The organism is Mesorhizobium sp. B264B1B (genome assembly GCF_020165765.1).
GTDB lineage: Bacteria > Pseudomonadota > Alphaproteobacteria > Rhizobiales > Rhizobiaceae > Mesorhizobium.
Genome location: NZ_JAIUIS010000003.1, coordinates 239,135 through 254,923 on the forward strand (window position 1 = coordinate 239,135; position 15,789 = coordinate 254,923).

At 64.0% G+C, this 15,789-nt stretch carries 16 protein-coding genes; 4 read left to right on the forward strand and 12 right to left on the reverse strand.

The features are described from left to right. Positions 1-13 precede the first annotated feature (13 nt). From LB547_RS07765 to LB547_RS07780, 4 genes are all read right to left on the reverse strand, one after another. Entirely contained in the window at positions 14-271 is a 258-nt protein-coding gene (locus tag LB547_RS07765) for a type II toxin-antitoxin system Phd/YefM family antitoxin (protein ID WP_140524939.1), read from the reverse strand. A gap of 5 nt (positions 272-276) precedes the next feature. Then, on the reverse strand, positions 277-585 hold the full coding sequence (locus LB547_RS07770; RefSeq protein WP_140567149.1) for a putative quinol monooxygenase: 309 nt from the start codon (positions 583-585) through the stop codon (positions 277-279). 63 nt (positions 586-648) lie between these two features. Continuing rightward, the gene (locus LB547_RS07775; protein WP_140672479.1) at positions 649-1,440 is read right to left on the reverse strand and encodes an SDR family NAD(P)-dependent oxidoreductase; all 792 of its coding nucleotides are present in this window, start codon (positions 1,438-1,440) and stop codon (positions 649-651) included. A gap of 66 nt (positions 1,441-1,506) precedes the next feature. Further along, positions 1,507-1,944 (reverse strand): DsrE family protein, encoded by a 438-nt coding sequence (locus LB547_RS07780; RefSeq protein WP_140524937.1) that lies wholly within the window; start codon positions 1,942-1,944, stop codon positions 1,507-1,509. A gap of 103 nt (positions 1,945-2,047) precedes the next feature. Between LB547_RS07780 and LB547_RS07785 the strand changes: the two genes are divergently transcribed. Both LB547_RS07785 and LB547_RS07790 read left to right on the forward strand, forming a co-directional pair. Then, entirely contained in the window at positions 2,048-3,139 is a 1,092-nt protein-coding gene (locus tag LB547_RS07785; protein WP_140672478.1) for a hypothetical protein, read from the forward strand. Positions 3,140-3,205: 66 nt separating this feature from the next. Next, positions 3,206-3,451 (forward strand): antitoxin, encoded by a 246-nt coding sequence (locus LB547_RS07790; protein ID WP_140524936.1) that lies wholly within the window; start codon positions 3,206-3,208, stop codon positions 3,449-3,451. A gap of 344 nt (positions 3,452-3,795) precedes the next feature. On the opposite strand, the gene LB547_RS07800 is transcribed toward LB547_RS07790, so the two are convergent. From LB547_RS07800 to LB547_RS07825, 6 genes are all read right to left on the reverse strand, one after another. Beyond that, positions 3,796-4,743 carry a cation diffusion facilitator family transporter gene (locus LB547_RS07800; RefSeq protein ID WP_224702874.1) on the reverse strand — a complete coding sequence of 316 codons (948 nt, stop codon included), beginning with the start codon at positions 4,741-4,743 and terminating at the stop codon, positions 3,796-3,798. Between the two features lie 5 nt (positions 4,744-4,748). Beyond that, complete coding sequence (locus tag LB547_RS07805) at positions 4,749-6,938, reverse strand: anthranilate synthase (RefSeq protein WP_140516966.1); 2,190 nt, start codon at positions 6,936-6,938, stop codon at positions 4,749-4,751. Between the two features lie 222 nt (positions 6,939-7,160). Continuing rightward, positions 7,161-8,216 carry a succinylglutamate desuccinylase/aspartoacylase family protein gene (locus LB547_RS07810; protein ID WP_140657054.1) on the reverse strand — a complete coding sequence of 352 codons (1,056 nt, stop codon included), beginning with the start codon at positions 8,214-8,216 and terminating at the stop codon, positions 7,161-7,163. A gap of 95 nt (positions 8,217-8,311) precedes the next feature. After that, positions 8,312-9,487 carry an MFS transporter gene (locus tag LB547_RS07815; RefSeq protein WP_140675615.1) on the reverse strand — a complete coding sequence of 392 codons (1,176 nt, stop codon included), beginning with the start codon at positions 9,485-9,487 and terminating at the stop codon, positions 8,312-8,314. Positions 9,488-9,685: 198 nt separating this feature from the next. Continuing rightward, complete coding sequence (locus LB547_RS07820; RefSeq protein WP_140675612.1) at positions 9,686-11,062, reverse strand: FAD-containing oxidoreductase; 1,377 nt, start codon at positions 11,060-11,062, stop codon at positions 9,686-9,688. Next, positions 11,059-11,520: a DUF4126 domain-containing protein gene (locus LB547_RS07825; RefSeq protein WP_140516958.1), complete on the reverse strand. Its 462-nt coding sequence runs from the start codon at positions 11,518-11,520 to the stop codon at positions 11,059-11,061. The genes LB547_RS07820 and LB547_RS07825 overlap by 4 nt, the downstream gene beginning before the upstream one ends. 133 nt (positions 11,521-11,653) lie before the next feature. Between LB547_RS07825 and LB547_RS07830 the strand changes: the two genes are divergently transcribed. Then, positions 11,654-12,211 carry a sugar O-acetyltransferase gene (locus LB547_RS07830; RefSeq protein WP_140675609.1) on the forward strand — a complete coding sequence of 186 codons (558 nt, stop codon included), beginning with the start codon at positions 11,654-11,656 and terminating at the stop codon, positions 12,209-12,211. Between the two features lie 15 nt (positions 12,212-12,226). Here LB547_RS07830 and LB547_RS07835 read toward each other — a convergent pair whose 3' ends face one another. After that, on the reverse strand, positions 12,227-13,222 hold the full coding sequence (locus LB547_RS07835; RefSeq protein ID WP_140675606.1) for a GlxA family transcriptional regulator: 996 nt from the start codon (positions 13,220-13,222) through the stop codon (positions 12,227-12,229). Between the two features lie 132 nt (positions 13,223-13,354). Here LB547_RS07835 and LB547_RS07840 point away from each other — a divergent pair, with 132 nt between their 5' ends. Continuing rightward, a complete protein-coding gene (locus LB547_RS07840; protein WP_140516952.1) occupies positions 13,355-13,999 on the forward strand; it encodes a cysteine hydrolase family protein in 645 nt (214 codons plus the stop codon). Between the two features lie 69 nt (positions 14,000-14,068). On the opposite strand, the gene LB547_RS07845 is transcribed toward LB547_RS07840, so the two are convergent. After that, the gene (locus tag LB547_RS07845; protein WP_140496069.1) at positions 14,069-15,748 is read right to left on the reverse strand and encodes a formate--tetrahydrofolate ligase; all 1,680 of its coding nucleotides are present in this window, start codon (positions 15,746-15,748) and stop codon (positions 14,069-14,071) included. Between the last annotated feature and the right edge of the window lie 41 nt (positions 15,749-15,789).

Sequence of the window (15,789 nt, forward strand, 5' to 3'; positions counted from 1 at the left end):
AAAAGCGATCGCCTCAGATGTCTGTGCCGAACAGTTGCTCGATTTCTCCACCGCTCATGCGATCGAAACGGTCGGACACCGAAAACTGACCAGCCATAAAGCCAACCCGTCGCGATTGTACCGGCACCGATTGATCCATAGGAATGACCTTGACCAATGACTTGCCAGCCTTGGCGATCATGAAAGGTTCGCCGTTGGCGGCTCGCTGAACGAGACGTGAAAGATTGGCCTTCGCATCGCTAATGTTCACGATTTGGGTCGAGTCATCCACCCGGATCAGCCCGCCTTGTCGTCAGCCAATCCAAAGCCGCCGACGGGGTTGGTTTCCACCTGGAACTCGAAGCCGGCGATGAAGGGCCTTGCCTTGGCGATGGCCGCCTGGACTTCGGGAAGCTGCAGCGAGGCTTTGTGGCTTGCCTGGTCAGTCCACACTTCTGTGACCCAGATGGCATCGGCATCGGCCGGGTCGGTGGCAACGATATAGCTCAGGCAGCCGGGCAGGGCGCCGGTGCTGGCGCGCAGGACGTCCATGACAGCGTCGCGCTGGCCGCGAGCCGCTCGCATCTTGCCGATCAGACCGTACATCCCTTCGTCTCCCTTCAGCGTTTTCGACAAGAGTATACCGTTCGCCAATATGCAGGTCGCGGCTCAAGGCATCAACTGGCCACCATTCACCTCGATCACCTGGCCGGTGATGTAGCCGCTCAACAGATCGGAGGAGAGGAACAGATAAGCACCGACGCAATCTTCAGCCGTGCCGGCGCGCCCCTGCGGAATGGTGGCAACCATGCCCCTGATCTGCTCTTCGGTCGAGTAGCGTTCGTGGAACGGCGTGAGAATGGTGCCGGGTGCCACCGCGTTGACGCGAATGCCGAAGCCGATCAGTTCCTTGGCCATGCCGCGCGTGACGTTGGAGACGAAAGCCTTGGCCGAGCCGTAAAGCCCGGCGCCACCGCCGGCGCCGTTGCGGGCGGCGATCGAGGAGGTGTTGACGATGAAGCCGCCTTGTCTCTTCAGCCACGGCATCGCCTTGCGCGAGGCGGTCAGCACCGAACGCGCGTTGAGATCCATCACCGCGTCGTAATGCGCCTCTGTCTGCTCGGCGTAGGGCACGCGGCCGAGCATCCCGCCGGCATTGTTGACCAGCCCGTCGAGGCGGCCGAAATGCTGCGCGCTGTCCTCGACGACGCGTTCGACGTCGGCGGCCAGGGAAAAATCGCCCTGGACGAGAAGCACCTCGCCGCCATTGTCGCGAATGGCCTTGCCAAGTTTCTCGGCGGCGTCACGGCTGGAATTGTAGTGCAGTGCGACCAGACATTTCTGCGTCGCATAAGCCAACGCGAGTGCCGCGCCGATGCCGGTCGAGGCGCCGGTGACCAGCACCGCCTTGCCGGCGAGATCGGGAATGACAAGCCCAAGGGGAGTGGTTGTCGCTGGCACTGTCGTTTCTCCGGGATTCGCGGTTCTTAGCTGGTCTTGCTACCCTTGCATTCAGTCCATGCAGCTTCAAGGCCTGAGATAGGCATAGCCCTGGCTTTGCAGTTCGGCGAGCTTGACGACGCCGCCACTGTCGGCCGCATGAAAACCGTCGAGCAGGTCGGCGAGCGAAATATCCATGCCGTGCATGGTGTTGGCGCAGGCATGCGGATCGAGCCCTTGCTGGACGAGACCGGTGAAACGACCGGAGATCGCCGCCGATATGCCCTTCGACTTGAAACCGGCAAGAGCCGGACCATGGACGACCAGCGCGATATCGACATTGCCGCCGGTGCCTTCGTAATGGTTCTTGATGTTGCCCAGCACGAAATTGACCTTGTCGAGGTCACTGAGATGATAGGCGACCTTCAATCTCGTGGCCTCGGTGGCCGCGGCTTGCGCCACCCGCAGTCCAATCAGCGTGCCGGCTCCGACGAGAATCGCGCGGAACATGTCGCGTCGACGCATGGCGATGGTTCCCCCCGGGTTGACAGATGGCCGCGAATTGCGTGGCCGCGACGCCGAGTGTAGCATAAATCGGCGTCGCGTCCTGCCGATGCGGAGGGGTCACATGGCGTTCGAACAGAGACTGGCAAGCGTCCTGTCCGGAGCGGCCTTGTTGAGCCTGCTGGGAGCGACGGCTTTCGCCGACGAGGCGGCCAAGCTCACCGAACTCAGTCCCAACGGTCAGGACGCCTGTTTCGGCCGCATCTACGATGCCAAGCACCTCAAGGCGCATCCGGAGCAGAAGGTGGCCCGGATCTTCTTCTACTACGGCCATGATCCGGTCAGCAGGCCGAACGAGGAACCGGCCGCGAATGCCGGCACGTCCTACAATGGCTTCGTCACCACCACGGTGCGTGGCGCCAAGGCTCCGGAATGGGCCGGCGGCTGGTGTAGTCACCAATCCGAGGATGGCGCATCAAACCCGATCCATTGCGGCATGGAATGCGACCGCACGCTGGCGTCGCTGAAAGTCGACGACAAGGGCCGGCTGATCCTTTCGGACCTGCAGCCCGATATCTATCTCGATGCCGGTTCCGAAGAGGAACTCGGCACGACTGAATACAACAGGCAGGCGCTGGGCTCGCAGGACGACAATTTCCGCCTCGACCCGATGCCGGCAGCGACCTGCAAGGCGGAGTTCGCCCGCATCGACCCGATCGACCCGGCGATGGGTCCGCCGCTGCGCGACCGGCTGAAGCCCGACCAGGCCTTCTGCTACGGACGCGACTACGATGCCGCGCATTTCGGTTCGCATCCCGACCAACTGACGCAGTCGATCCGCGTGTTCCGTGGGCCGGTCGAACTGGCTTCATTCGCGGCGGGCGGCGACCTTGCCAATTGGCCTGACGGCGCCGACATCGCCGTTTCGGTCACGACGCGACAAAAGTCGGGCAAGGTCACGCAGGTCTATTCCTGCCAGGGCGAGGCCGACCAGTGGCGCTGCGCGGCGAGCTCGAAGATGAGCGATTTCTCCTGCGATATCACGCAGAAGGAGATTTTCCTCAAGCGCGGCGCCAACGGCATGATGATGCTGGCCAATCCCAACAACAGCCTTGCGATCGTCGATTTCTGTTCACAGGCAGCCGACGGCAAGACGAAGTCGGACGACAAGATCTACCGGCTGGAACCGATGCCGCAATCGGCTTGCGCGCCTTAAGCGGAGCCCTGGTTAGGTCAGCACGAAGGGATATATCTTTGCTATATCTCATTTGAGGATAGCACGATGAACAAAGCGAAAGTGTTCTGGTCAGGCAGGTCCCAAGCCGTGCGCCTGCCGAAGGAGTTCCGTTTCGACACAGAGGAGGTCTCGATACGCCGTCACGGGCAAACCGTCATCTTGGAACCGCTTGCGCAGGACTGGGCGTGGCTCGACCAAGTGATTGGACCGCTTGATGATGATTTCGCCCAGGCAGCACTGGAACGTCAGGACGGGCAGGATCGACCTGCCTTGGAAGACGTCTTCAAGTGATCTACCTGCTCGACACCAATGCCGTCATCGCGGTCACGAAGGGGCGATGAGGGTCTGCTTGCCTGCTGAAACGGCATAGGCCGCAGGACTTTGCCGTCTCGCCTATTGTGTCGAAAATTTGGCGCGTATCGAGGCTCTGCAGTTTCCTGTGCTCGAATTCGATCGGGAAGACGCGAGACATGCCGGAGAAATTCGGGCAACGCTTGCCACATTGGGAACTCCAATTGGTCCCTACGATGCGTTGATTGGTGGGCAGGCGCGCGCGCGATCTTACGCTGATGACCCGCAATATCCAGGACTTCGAGCGGATCAAAGCTCTGTCAGTCGAGACGTGGTGAACTGCCTCACGCGAACGGCACCGCCGTCGTGCCCTTCGGCAGCTTGGCCTCATCATCGGGCTCGACATGGATGGTGACGCGCACGGAAGGGATTTCCGCCTGCAGCGCATCCTCGATGCGGTCGCAGATGACATGGCTGGCGCCGACCGACATGTCGGCATCGACGACGAGATGGAATTCGATGAAGGTGGCGCGGCCGGCGATGCGTGTCTTGAGGTCGTGCACTTCGAGCGCGCCTTTGCAATTGGCCGAAATGATGTCGCGGATGCGCATATGCTCCTGGGTGTCGACGGCGCGGTCCATCAGCCCGTTCATCGACGAGCCGATAACATGCCAGCCCTGCCAAAGAATGTTGAGCGCGACGATCACGGCCAGCGCCGGATCGAGGATCTGCCATCCGGTCAGCACCGCGCCGACAAGGCCGGCGAAGACGCCGACCGAGGTCACGACGTCGGTCATGATGTGTTGGCCGTCGGCGACCAGTGCCGGCGATCTTGCGTTGCGCCCTGTACGGATCAGCGCCCAGGCCCAGAAGGCGTTGATGACTGTCGCCACACCGTTGACGGCAAGCCCTTCCCAAGGCTGCTGGAGCGGGACGGGGTGGAGCCAGGATTGCCAGACCTCGTTCAGGATCAGGAGTGCCGCGACCACGATCAGCACGCCTTCCAGGACGGCCGAGAAATACTCGGCCTTGTGGTGGCCGAACGGATGGTCCTGGTCGGCAGGCTTGTAGCTGACCTGGATCGCCCAGAACGCGGCGGCCGAGGCGATGACGTTGACGATCGATTCCAGCGCGTCCGAATAGAGTGCGACGGAACCGGTGATGTACCAGGCGGCAAGCTTGAGTGCGAGCACCACACAAGCGACGACGATCGACCAGAAGGCAAGCCTTGCGACCTTGCGCCTGGGGGCGGCCTTCGCCGCGACCGCCGTCGTGTCCCGCGTTTCGACCATCGTCTCTAGGCGGCCTTGTCCTTGGCCTTGCGCGGCAGGTGGGCGACGATGTTCTCGATGATGCGCATGCCGGCATTGTGGCCGAGCGTCATGATCGATTCCGGATGGAATTGTACCGCGGCGATCGGCTCCTTGCGGTGCTCGAAGGCCATGATGACGCCGTCTTCGGTCTCGGCGGTGACCACGAAATCGTCGGGTAGCCGCACCGGATCGGCGAAGATCGAATGGTAACGGCCGACGGTGACTTCCTTGGGCAGACCGGAAAAGATGATGCCGGGCTTGGAGACGCGAATGCGCGACGGCTTGCCGTGCATCGGCACATGCAGCTGCCGCAATTCGCCGCCATAGGCCTCGGCCAGCGCCTGCAGGCCGAGGCAGACGCCGAAGATCGGCAGCTCGCGGGCGCGCGCTCGTCCGATGGTGGCGGCGCAGTCGAAATCCTTGGGCGTGCCGGGACCAGGCGACAGCACGACGAGATCCGGCTTCAGCCGGTCGAAAACTTCTTCCGGCACGGGGGTGCGCACGGTCGAGACATTGGCGCCGGTCTGACGGAAGTAATTGGCCAGCGTGTGGACGAAGCTGTCTTCATGGTCGACGAGCAGGATGTTGACGCCGTCGCCGACGCGCGCGGTGGTGCGCTCGGTGCTGGCGGCATTGCCCGTCTTGGCGTCGCGGATGGCGGAGAGCATGGCGGAGGCCTTCAGTTCGGTTTCGGCTTCTTCTTCCTCGGGAATGCTGTCGAACAGTAATGTGGCGCCAGCACGCACCTCGGCAATGCCGTCCTTGATGCGGATGGTGCGCAGTGTCAGGCCGGTGTTCATATCACCGTTGAAATTGACCATGCCGATGGCGCCGCCATACCAGGCGCGCGGGCTCTTCTCGTTCTGCTCGATGAAGCGCATGGCCCATAGTTTCGGCGCGCCGGTGACGGTCACCGCCCAGGCGTGCGAGAGAAACGCGTCGAAGGCGTCCATGCCTTCGCGCAGCCTGCCCTCGATATGGTCAACCGTATGGATAAGCCGCGAATACATCTCGATCTGGCGGCGGCCGATGACGCGCACCGAACCCGGCTCGCAGACGCGCGACTTGTCGTTGCGGTCGACATCCGAGCACATTGTGAGCTCGGATTCATCCTTCTTGGAATTGAGCAGCTTCAGGATTTGCTCTGAGTCGGAAATGGCGTCGTCGCCACGCTTGATCGTGCCCGAGATCGGGCAGGTCTCGACACGGCGGCCGTTGACGCGCACGAACATTTCGGGCGAAGCGCCGATCAGGTATTCGCCTTCACCCAGATTAATGAAGAAGGAATAGGGCGAGGGGTTGATTGACTTCAGCTTGCGCGAAATCTCGGAGGGTTGGGTCTCGCAGCGTTCGTAGAACATCTGCCCGGGTACGACCTCGAACAGGTCACCGCGCTTGAAGCTGTCCATCGCGCGGCGCACAAGATTGGCGTATTCGCCGGGTTCATGGTCGCCGCGCGGCGGGATACGGTCGGCGGTCTTGAACGGCTCGGCGATCTCGTCGCGCGGCAGGCCTTCGGTCGAAAAACCCTTGCCGGCGTAGTCATATCGATCGGTCCAGGCCTTGGCCGAATAATGGTCGACGACCAGGATCTCGTCGGGCAGGAACAGCACGAGATCGCGCTGGCTTGGCTTGCGTTCGAGCTTGTAGTCGACCGGATCGAACTGGAAGGCGAGGTCGTAGCCGAAGGCGCCGTAAAGGCCGAGATTGGCGTCTTCGGCGGTCTTGAACAAGGCGGTGATGGCGCGCAGAACCGTGAAGACGGAAGGAACGCGGCTGCGTTCTTCTTCGGTGAAGACGCGGCCCGGCTTGGCGACGTCGAGGCGGATCAGCTTTTTCGACGCCTCGGCGATCGTGATCTCGGCGATATCGCCGAGCGTCTTGACGATGACCGGCAGAAGCACCTCGCCCCGCCGGTTCAGCGCCTCGATGCGGATGGACCGGCCACGCGCCGAGATCACCAAAGGCGGGTCGATGATGGCGGTGTCCCAACGCGTATAGCGGCCGGGATATTCATAGTTCGAAGAGAACACCGCGCCCCGGCGCGCATTCAGCCCGTCGACATAGGCGTCGATGGCGCCTTCATAGGGCCGGTCGTGGCGCTCGCGGGTGATGGTGATGCCACCCCCGGTCACAAAACTCTCTGCGCCGTTGTCCAGAACCTTCATCGTCATTGCCGTCTCCATCAGCTTCTTGGGCAACGGACCCGGGAATGGCTTGGAAAAAACAAATGGCCGCCCGGACATTCCGCTGCGGCCACCCTCTCTTTTCACGCGCACGCGTTCGAACAGGCCGCTGTCAGCAGGCCCACCACCAAACGGTCTTGATCGAACGCATGTTCATGGCGATTCCCATAGCGGCGATTGAGCGACCGCGCAACTGGATTCGGTGGAGGCTCAATCTTCCAGTGTGCCGGACCTTGCGTCGGCGCTCTTCCTGTCGCCCACCAGTTTCAACAGATCCTCGCCGGCGCGGATGATACGGCGCGAGCGCCGGGTCAGGACGATGCCGGCCTGCGGCGCGAACACCTCGGTGCGGCCATCGGCTTCGCCCGGTGCGTGGACGATGACGGCAAGCCGCGTATCCTTGGCCACGCGGTCGCCGGGCTCCACGTCGTAAAGCACGGCACCTGCCCGGGGCGCCGGCATCATGTCGATGTTTTCGAGCGGTGCGACAACCCCGGTGAAGGCACCGGGTGAGGGCAGGGCCGGGTCGGCGACCACGCCGCGCGCCACCAGCAGCCGGTAGAGCCCCGCGGCGTCCGACGCCGCGAACGCGCCATCGACATCGAGGATGCCGCGATATTCGACCGTCGTGACGACGCGCCGGCCGAGCTTCGCCACATCGGCGGGAACGTTCTGATAGGGCATGATCGAGGCGCCCTCGAAAGTGCCGTCCGTGTCTTCACTCCACAGCACCACCGCCTCGACGCCCATGGCGGCGGCGCAGTCGGCCATTGCCGGCCACAGGCTGGTGTGGACATACAGGTAGGAAAGACCCTCGTCGTCGCAATGCAGGTCGAGCACGATGTCGTGGCCGAGTGAAAGCTGCACCAGTCTCGTCTTCAGCCGCTGGTCGGGCGTGCCGTGCGCGGTGTCGGGCAGGAGTGCCGTGTCGGGCGCGGCGAGCAGCGGAAAACCGCGGTTGAAGTTGGTGCGCGTGCCCAGATGAAAACGGCCCTGATGTTCGCCGAAATGATACTGGGCGCGGCCGATCGGATTGGCCCAGGGCACGATGGTGATGTCGCCCTTGATGCGCCCCTCCGCCTCGGCCCTGGCCAGCATCGGCATCAGTGCATCAATGGCGACGACTCCGGGCAGTTCGCCGGCATGGAGTGCTGCCTGCAGATAGGCCGAAGGCGCGGATTTGTCGGTTCCAGCGAAGCGAAACAGCGGGAATTCATAGGAAACGCCCTCGCTGTCGCCGGCTATGCGTTCGATCGATTTCTGCATGGTCTTTTCTCCGTCGAGAGGCGAGAAGGACATGCCTCTTCGATCGTGCGCTTGTCGATTGGTCCAGGCTGTCGCGCTATGGGCGCAAGCAGCTACTACGCGGCAGGCTGAAGAGCGACGGCCGGAGCGCGCCGGTCCAGTGCCTGCGAGGCAACGGCCACGGCGACCGCCAGCAGAGCGAGTGCCGCGCCCACCAGCGGCAGGTTGGCATAGGAAACGCCCCAGGAGAGCGCCACGCCGCCGATCCAGGCGCCGCTGGCGTTGCCGACATTGAAGGCGCCCTGGTTCAGCGTGGCGGCAAGGTTCGGTCCCTCGGAAGCGGCTTCCACGACACGGATCTGCAACGGCGGCACGACGACGAAGACGAGCATGCCCCACAGGAAGACGATGCCTATGGCGACACTGGCGATAGCGCCGAACTGCATGAAGCCGACAAACAGGACCGCCAGCAGCAGCAGCGTGCCGATGACCGTCGGCATCAGCTTCCAGTCGGCCAGCCGGCCGCCGATGATGTTGCCGATGGTCATGCCGGCGCCGAACAGCAAGAGCACCCAGGTGACCGCTGAAGTCGAGAGGCCGGACACGTCGGTGAGATAGGGTTTGATGTAGGTGAAGACGGCAAACAGGCTGGCTGAGGCGAGCGCCGCGATCAGCATGGCCAGCCACACCTGCAGCTTGCCGAGCACGCGCAATTCGCCGCGCAAGCCGTCGCCGCTTGGTTCAGTGACATCCGGCGGCACTAGCCAAGCGATCGCCGCGACCGAGATCAGCCCGATGCCGACCACCGCCAGGAAGGTGGCGCGCCAGCCGAAGGCTTCGCCAAGCGCCGTTCCGGCGGGAACGCCGAGGATGTTAGCCAGCGTCAGGCCGGCGAACATCAGCGCGATGGCGCTGGCACGCTTGTTGCGGGGCACCAGGCTGGCGGCGACGACCGAACCGATGCCGAAGAAGGCGCCGTGGCCGAAGGCGGTGAAGACGCGCGCGCCCATCAGCATCCAGTAATTGGGCGCGATGGCGCAGAGCAGGTTGCCGACGACGAACAGTGCGGCCAGTCCGACCAGCACCGGCTTGCGCGGCAGATGCGCGGTGGCCATCGCCACGATTGGCGCGCCGAAGACCACGCCCAGCGCATAGCCCGTGACCAGCAGCCCGGCCGCGGGAATGGTCACGCCAAGGTCGGCGGCGACCTCCGGCAGCAGACCCATGATGACGAATTCGGTGGTGCCGATGCAGAAGGACGCAATGGCAAGCGCAAGGATCGGCAAAGGCATGGGAGGTCCAGACTGAATCGGTTCAAATGGAAACTGCGCGAGCGCCCCATGGCGCACAAGCGCCATTGCAGCAATGCAGCAATGCAGAAAGCGGAGAGCAAAGAGGCACTGGCAGCGGTGCTTGTGCCGTGCCCTGCCGGGCTAGACGACCCTGACCGAACCCGGCCGAGCGGCCGAACCGACCGGCTGAGCCGGAGTTCAGACCAGCGGCTTCAACTCCTGGGCGATGGTAGGCAGCAGTTCCGAGACATTGGGGTGGATGTGCATGGCGCGCGCCAGCGTGTCCACAGGTGCCTTGGCATACATCAGATCAAGCACGCAATGCACGGCTTCATCGCCGCCGGGGCCAAGCACGCAGCAGCCGAGGATTTCCCTTGTGTCGGCGTCGACGAGGATCTTCATGAAGCCTTGCGTCTCGCCTTTCTCGATGGCACGGCCGACACGGGTCATCGGCCGCTGGCCGACCAGCGCGCGGCGTCCCGACTTCTTCACCGACGCCTCGGTCATGCCGCAGCGGCCGAGCGGCGGATCGATGTACAGAGCGTAGGCCTCGATGCGGTCGGTGACCTTGCGCGGATCATTGTCGAGCAAATTGGCCGCAACGATCTCGTAATCGTTGTAGGACGTGTGGGTGAAGGCGCCCTTGCCATTGCAGTCGCCCATCGCCCAGATGCCGGGCACGCTGGTGCGCAACTGGTCGTCGACGGTGATGAAGCCGCGTTTGTCGACCTCGATGCCGGCCTGGTCGAGGCCGAGATCGTCGGTATTGGGCGTTCGCCCCAGAGCCAGGAGCACATGCGAGCCGACGGCCGGCGGCTTGCCGGCGGAGAAGGCAACAGCAATATCCTCGCCCTGCCTGGCGAAGCTTATGGCGTCGGCGCCGAGATGGACCGCGATGCCTTCGTTTTCGAGGATCAACAGGATGGCGTCGGACACATCCTCGTCTTCGCGGCCGATCAGCCGCGAGCCCTTTTCGATAATCGTGACCTCCGCGCCGAAGCGGCGGAACATCTGCGCGAATTCGAGCGAGATGTAGCTGCCGCCGACCACCACGAGGTGGCGCGGCAACACGTCGAGGTCCATCATCGAAGAGTTGGTGAGAAAGTCGATGTCGTGAATGCCGGGCAGATCCGGTAACGATGCGCGGCCGCCGGTGTTGAGAAAGATCTTGCCGGCGGTTAGGAGATCATCGCCGACGCGCACCGTGTTGGCGGATTCGAAACGCGCATGGCCGCGATAGAGCGTGCATTTATCCATGTCGGCGATCCAGGTTTCCAGATTGCCGCGGGCGTCGTTCGACACCTTGTCCTTGCGCGCCTTGACCCTGGGATAGTCGACGCCGACCGGGCCGGAGAGGGTCACGCCATAGTCCGCGGCGCGCCGCGCGAGATGCGCGGCATAGGCGCTGGCGACCATGGCCTTGGTCGGCATGCAGCCGGTGTTGACGCAGGTGCCGCCGACCAGCTTGCGCTCGATCAGCGCCACGCTCATGCCGGCCGCCGTCAGCCGGCCGGCCAGCGGAGGGCCGGCCTGGCCGGCACCGATGACGATGGCATCGAAGGTTTTCGCCGTCATGCCACCGCCGCCACGATCAAGAGGCCGCCAACGATCGCGACCGCGTCCTCGATGAAGGCCGCGGGCTGGTCCTTGCCGAAGGCGGCCGCCAGCCGGCCGCGCGCCTCCGCGCCGCCGAGCGTGCCGATAACGGCCCCTATGGCGCCGGCGATCAGGCAGACGATGGTGGCGCCGCCAGTGGCGCCGATCACAGCGCCGCTGAAGGCACCGAGCAGGATACGGGCGCCGAATTGCTGCGGCACCTTGCGGCTCGGCGTCGACGGCAACTGGTCGGTGACCAGCTCGACGATAGCCAGGATAGTGAAAATGCCGACAGCGGCCCAGTGGCTCATGAAGCTTGCCCAGGTGCCGGCAACCGGCAGCCAGCCGAGCCAGGCGCCCCAGGCGACGGCGGCCGGCGCGGTCATGGCGCGCAGGCCGGCAATGACCCCGATCAGAAGTGCAAGAATGTAAAGCATGTTCATCCCCCTCGATCCCGGGCCGGGACAGCCCTGAAAAGGCAGGCTACCATAGGTCCGGTATTTGGCCAGTACTTGCATAGGCGCTCTCTTACGCCGCAACGGTGCGTGGCAATGATGACGGAGGCACCGCATGGCTGAGAGCGAACGCGCAAAAATGGCGGCGGGCGAGTGGTATACGTGCATGGATGACGAACTGGAGGCGCTGCGCGGCGTGGCTGCGGGCGCCGTATTCGAGCACAATTCGCTTGCGCCCCGTCAGCGCGGCAACATCGGGCCTGCCTTGCGGGATCTGCTCGGCGGCGCGGGCGAGGGCGCCCGCATCGAGGCGCCGTTCCACTGTGCCTATGGCTTCAACATCTTTCTCGGGGACGGCGTCTTTCTCAATGCCGGCTGCATCATTCTCGACACGGCAAGCGTGCGCATCGGCAAGGGAACGCTGCTCGGCCCCAATGTGCAGATCTATTGCGCCGAGCATCACAGGGAGGCCGCGGGGCGACAAGCCGGGCTGGAAATCGCCAGGCCGGTCGAGATCGGTGCCGATGCCTGGATCGGCGGCAGCGCGGTCATCCTGGCTGGGATCAGCATCGGCGGGGGCGCCATCGTCGGCGCCGGCGCCGTGGTGACGCGCGACGTGCCCGCGAACATGACGGTGGTCGGCAATCCGGCGCTGGCGGTCAAACGCGGTTGAGTGCTCGGCGGGCGCTCAGTGCGAAAGCGCGTGCGGCGACCGGTCGCCTTGGTCGGCCCGCCTGGAAAATTCACGCCGGTATTGCGCCGGTGAGGTCCTGAGACGCGCCGAAAAATGCTGGCGCAGCGAGGTGGCGCTGCCGAAGCCGGCCTCGAAGGCCACGACGTCCATCGATTTTTCCGTCGCCTCGAGCAGACGCTGCGCCAGTTCAAGCCGTTGCTCGATCAGCCAATCGCCGAAACTGGTGCCGATCGATTTCTGGAAGCGGCGGGTGAAGGTGCGCCGTGTCATGCCGGCGGCTTCGGCGACGCGGTCCAAGCTGTGCGCATCGCCGAGCGTCGCACGCACCGCGTCGAGTGCTTGTGTGAACCTGTCGGTATCGGCGCTCCTCGCCAGCGGGCGCTCGATGAACTGCGCCTGTCCGCCTTGCCGGTGCGGGGAGAGCACGATCTGCCGCGCGAGCCGCAGTGCTGCCTCGGCGCCGTAGCGGGCGCGAACGATATGGAGGCAGCAGTCGAGCCCGGCCGCGACGCCGGCCGACGTCACCACGTCGCCATTGTCGACATAGAGCACCTCGGCATCCACCGCGATGTCGGGATGAAGCTTCTGAAGCCGCTCGGCATAGGCCCAATGCGTGGCCGCACGCCGACCGCCAAGCAGTCCGGCAGCAGCGACTGCGAATGTTCCCAGGCAAAGGCCGACGATCAGGGCACCATTGCGGTGGGCCCGCCGCAATGCTTGGCTCAGCGGTTCCGGCAGCGGATCTTCGAGATCCCGCCAGCTCGGCACGATGATGATGTCGGCGCCATCGAGGCCCTCTAGCCCATGGGGCGCGGCGACGCTCAGCCCGGCCTCGGTGTGGACGGGACCGGCCTCGATCGCGCAGATGCGGAAGTCGAAGCGCGGCAGGCCGAACGATGTGCGATCTTCGCCGAACACCAGGCAAGGCACGGAGAGATGGAACGGGCTGATGCCGTCGAAGGCGAGGACGGCGACGATCTGGTGGGTCATGTCTTCCGGGGATTTCTGCGCGGGGTTATGCGGATTGTCCCAATTCTTTCGAATGATGTCAATCGGGCCACTTTCGCCCGATGGTGGCGGACCTATGCTCGGGCATCACATCAAGCCTGAAAGGAATGCATCATGTCCGAACCAGCCAGCAAGACGCCGCGCCGCGCGCTCGTCGTCGTGGACGTCCAGAATGACTATGACGGCGGCAATCTCGCCATCCAGCATCCGCCGTTCCGCGACAGCGTCGTCAACGTGGCGCGCGCAATGGACGCGGCAGCAGCGGCCGGCATCAAGGTGGTGGTCGTCAAGCAGATGGCGCCGGAGACGTCGCCAATCTTCGCCAAGGGCAGCCATGGCGCGGAATTGCATCCCGAGATATCGAGGCGGCCACGCGACCACTATGTCGAGAAGACGCTGCCTTCCGCCTTCACCGGCACCGATCTCGAAGAGTGGCTGCGCGCCAACGCCATCGATACGATCGTGGTGGTCGGCTACATGACGCATAATTGCGACCTGTCGACCATCATCCATGCCGTGCATATGGGCTTTGCCGTCGAGTTCCTGTCCGACGCGACCGGCTCGGTGCCTTACGCCAACAGCGCGGGCTATGCCTCGGCCGAGGAGATCCACCGCGTGGTGACAATCATCCTGCAGTCGCGCTTCGCCGCCGTGCTCAAGACCGCCGAATGGATCGAGTGCCTGAAGACCGGCACCTTGCCGGAACGCGATACGATCTTCGGCTCCAACCAGCGGGCGCTGGCTCGCAACGCTGCGTAGTCGTCTGCGGAAATACAAAGGGCGCCGCATCGCTGCGGCGCCCTTTGCACTTTTTGGAATTGAGGATTTCTAGAACAGGCCTTCGATCTGGCCGGCTTCGTTGAGGAAAATCTTTTCCGACGACGGCGCCCTGGGCAGGCCGGGCATGGTCATGACCTCGCCGCAGATAATGACGACGAAGCCGGCACCCGCCGAAAGCCTGACCTCGCGCACCGGTACGGTGTGGCCGGTTGGCGCGCCGCGCAGGTTCGGGTCGGTCGAGAAGGAATACTGCGTCTTGGCCATGCAGACCGGCAAGTGGCCGTAGCCGGCCTGCTCCCAGGCGTGCAACTGGTCGCGCACCGACTTGTCGGCGATCGCTTCCGAGCCGCGATAGATGCGCTGGACGATGGTGTTGATCTTCTCGAACAGCGGCATGGCGTCGGGATAGAGCGGCGCGAACTGCGAGGCACCGGATTCGGCCAGCGCCACCACTTTCTTGGCGAGATCCTCGATGCCGGCCGAGCCGTTGGCCCAGTGCTTGCACAGGATCGCCTCTTCGCCCATCGAGGCGACATAATCCTTCATCGCCTGGATTTCGCCATCCGTGTCGGAGTAGAAGTGGTTGATGGCAACTACCGCCGGCACGCCGAACTGCCTGATGTTCTCGATGTGGCGGCCGAGATTGGCGCAGCCCTTCTTCACCGCCTCGATGTTTTCCTTGCCGAGGTCTTCCTTCTTGACGCCGCCATTCATTTTCATGGCGCGTACGGTGGCGACGATGACCGCCGCCGCCGGCTTCAGCCCGGCCTTGCGGCACTTGATGTCGAAGAATTTTTCCGCGCCGAGATCGGCGCCGAAGCCGGCTTCCGTGACGACGTAGTCGGCAAGCTTGAGCGCCGTCGTGGTGGCGACCACCGAGTTGCAGCCATGCGCGATGTTGGCGAACGGGCCGCCATGCACGAAGGCCGGATTGTTCTCCAGCGTCTGCACCAGATTCGGCTGCATGGCGTCCTTGAGCAGCACGGCCATGGCGCCGTCGGCCTTGAGGTCACGGGCATAGACAGGCGACTTGTCGCGGCGATAGGCGACGATGATGTCGCCCAGGCGCTTCTCCAGGTCCTTCAGGTCGGTGGCGAGGCACAGGATGGCCATGACCTCGGAAGCGACGGTGATGTCGAACCCGGCCTCGCGCGGATAGCCGTTGGCGACGCCGCCGAGCGAGCAGATGATCTCGCGCAGCGCCCGGTCGTTCATGTCCATGACGCGGCGCCAGGCAACGCGGCGGGTGTCGATGCCGAGCTCATTGCCCCAATAGATGTGGTTGTCGATCAACGCCGACAGGAGGTTGTGCGCCGTGGTGATGGCATGAAAGTCGCCGGTGAAATGGAGGTTCATATCCTCCATCGGCACGACCTGCGCGTAGCCGCCGCCGGCCGCACCGCCCTTGACGCCGAAATTCGGACCGAGCGAGGCTTCGCGGATGCAGATGATCGCTTTCTTGCCGATGCGGTTCAGGCCGTCGCCGAGGCCGACGGTGGTGGTCGTCTTGCCTTCGCCGGCCGGGGTCGGGTTGATGGCGGTGACCAGGATCAGCTTGCCGTCCTTGTTGCCCTTCACCGATTTGATGAATTCGGCGGAGACCTTCGCCTTGTCATGGCCATAGGGCAAAAGGTGTTCGGTCGGGATGCCGATCTTGGCGCCGATCTCCTGGATCTGTTTTTTCTTCGCACCGCGGGCGATCTCGATGTCGGACTTCACTTCTGCCATGACGGCTTTCCTCTGGATTGGACGGTGGAGGGGACGGGTTG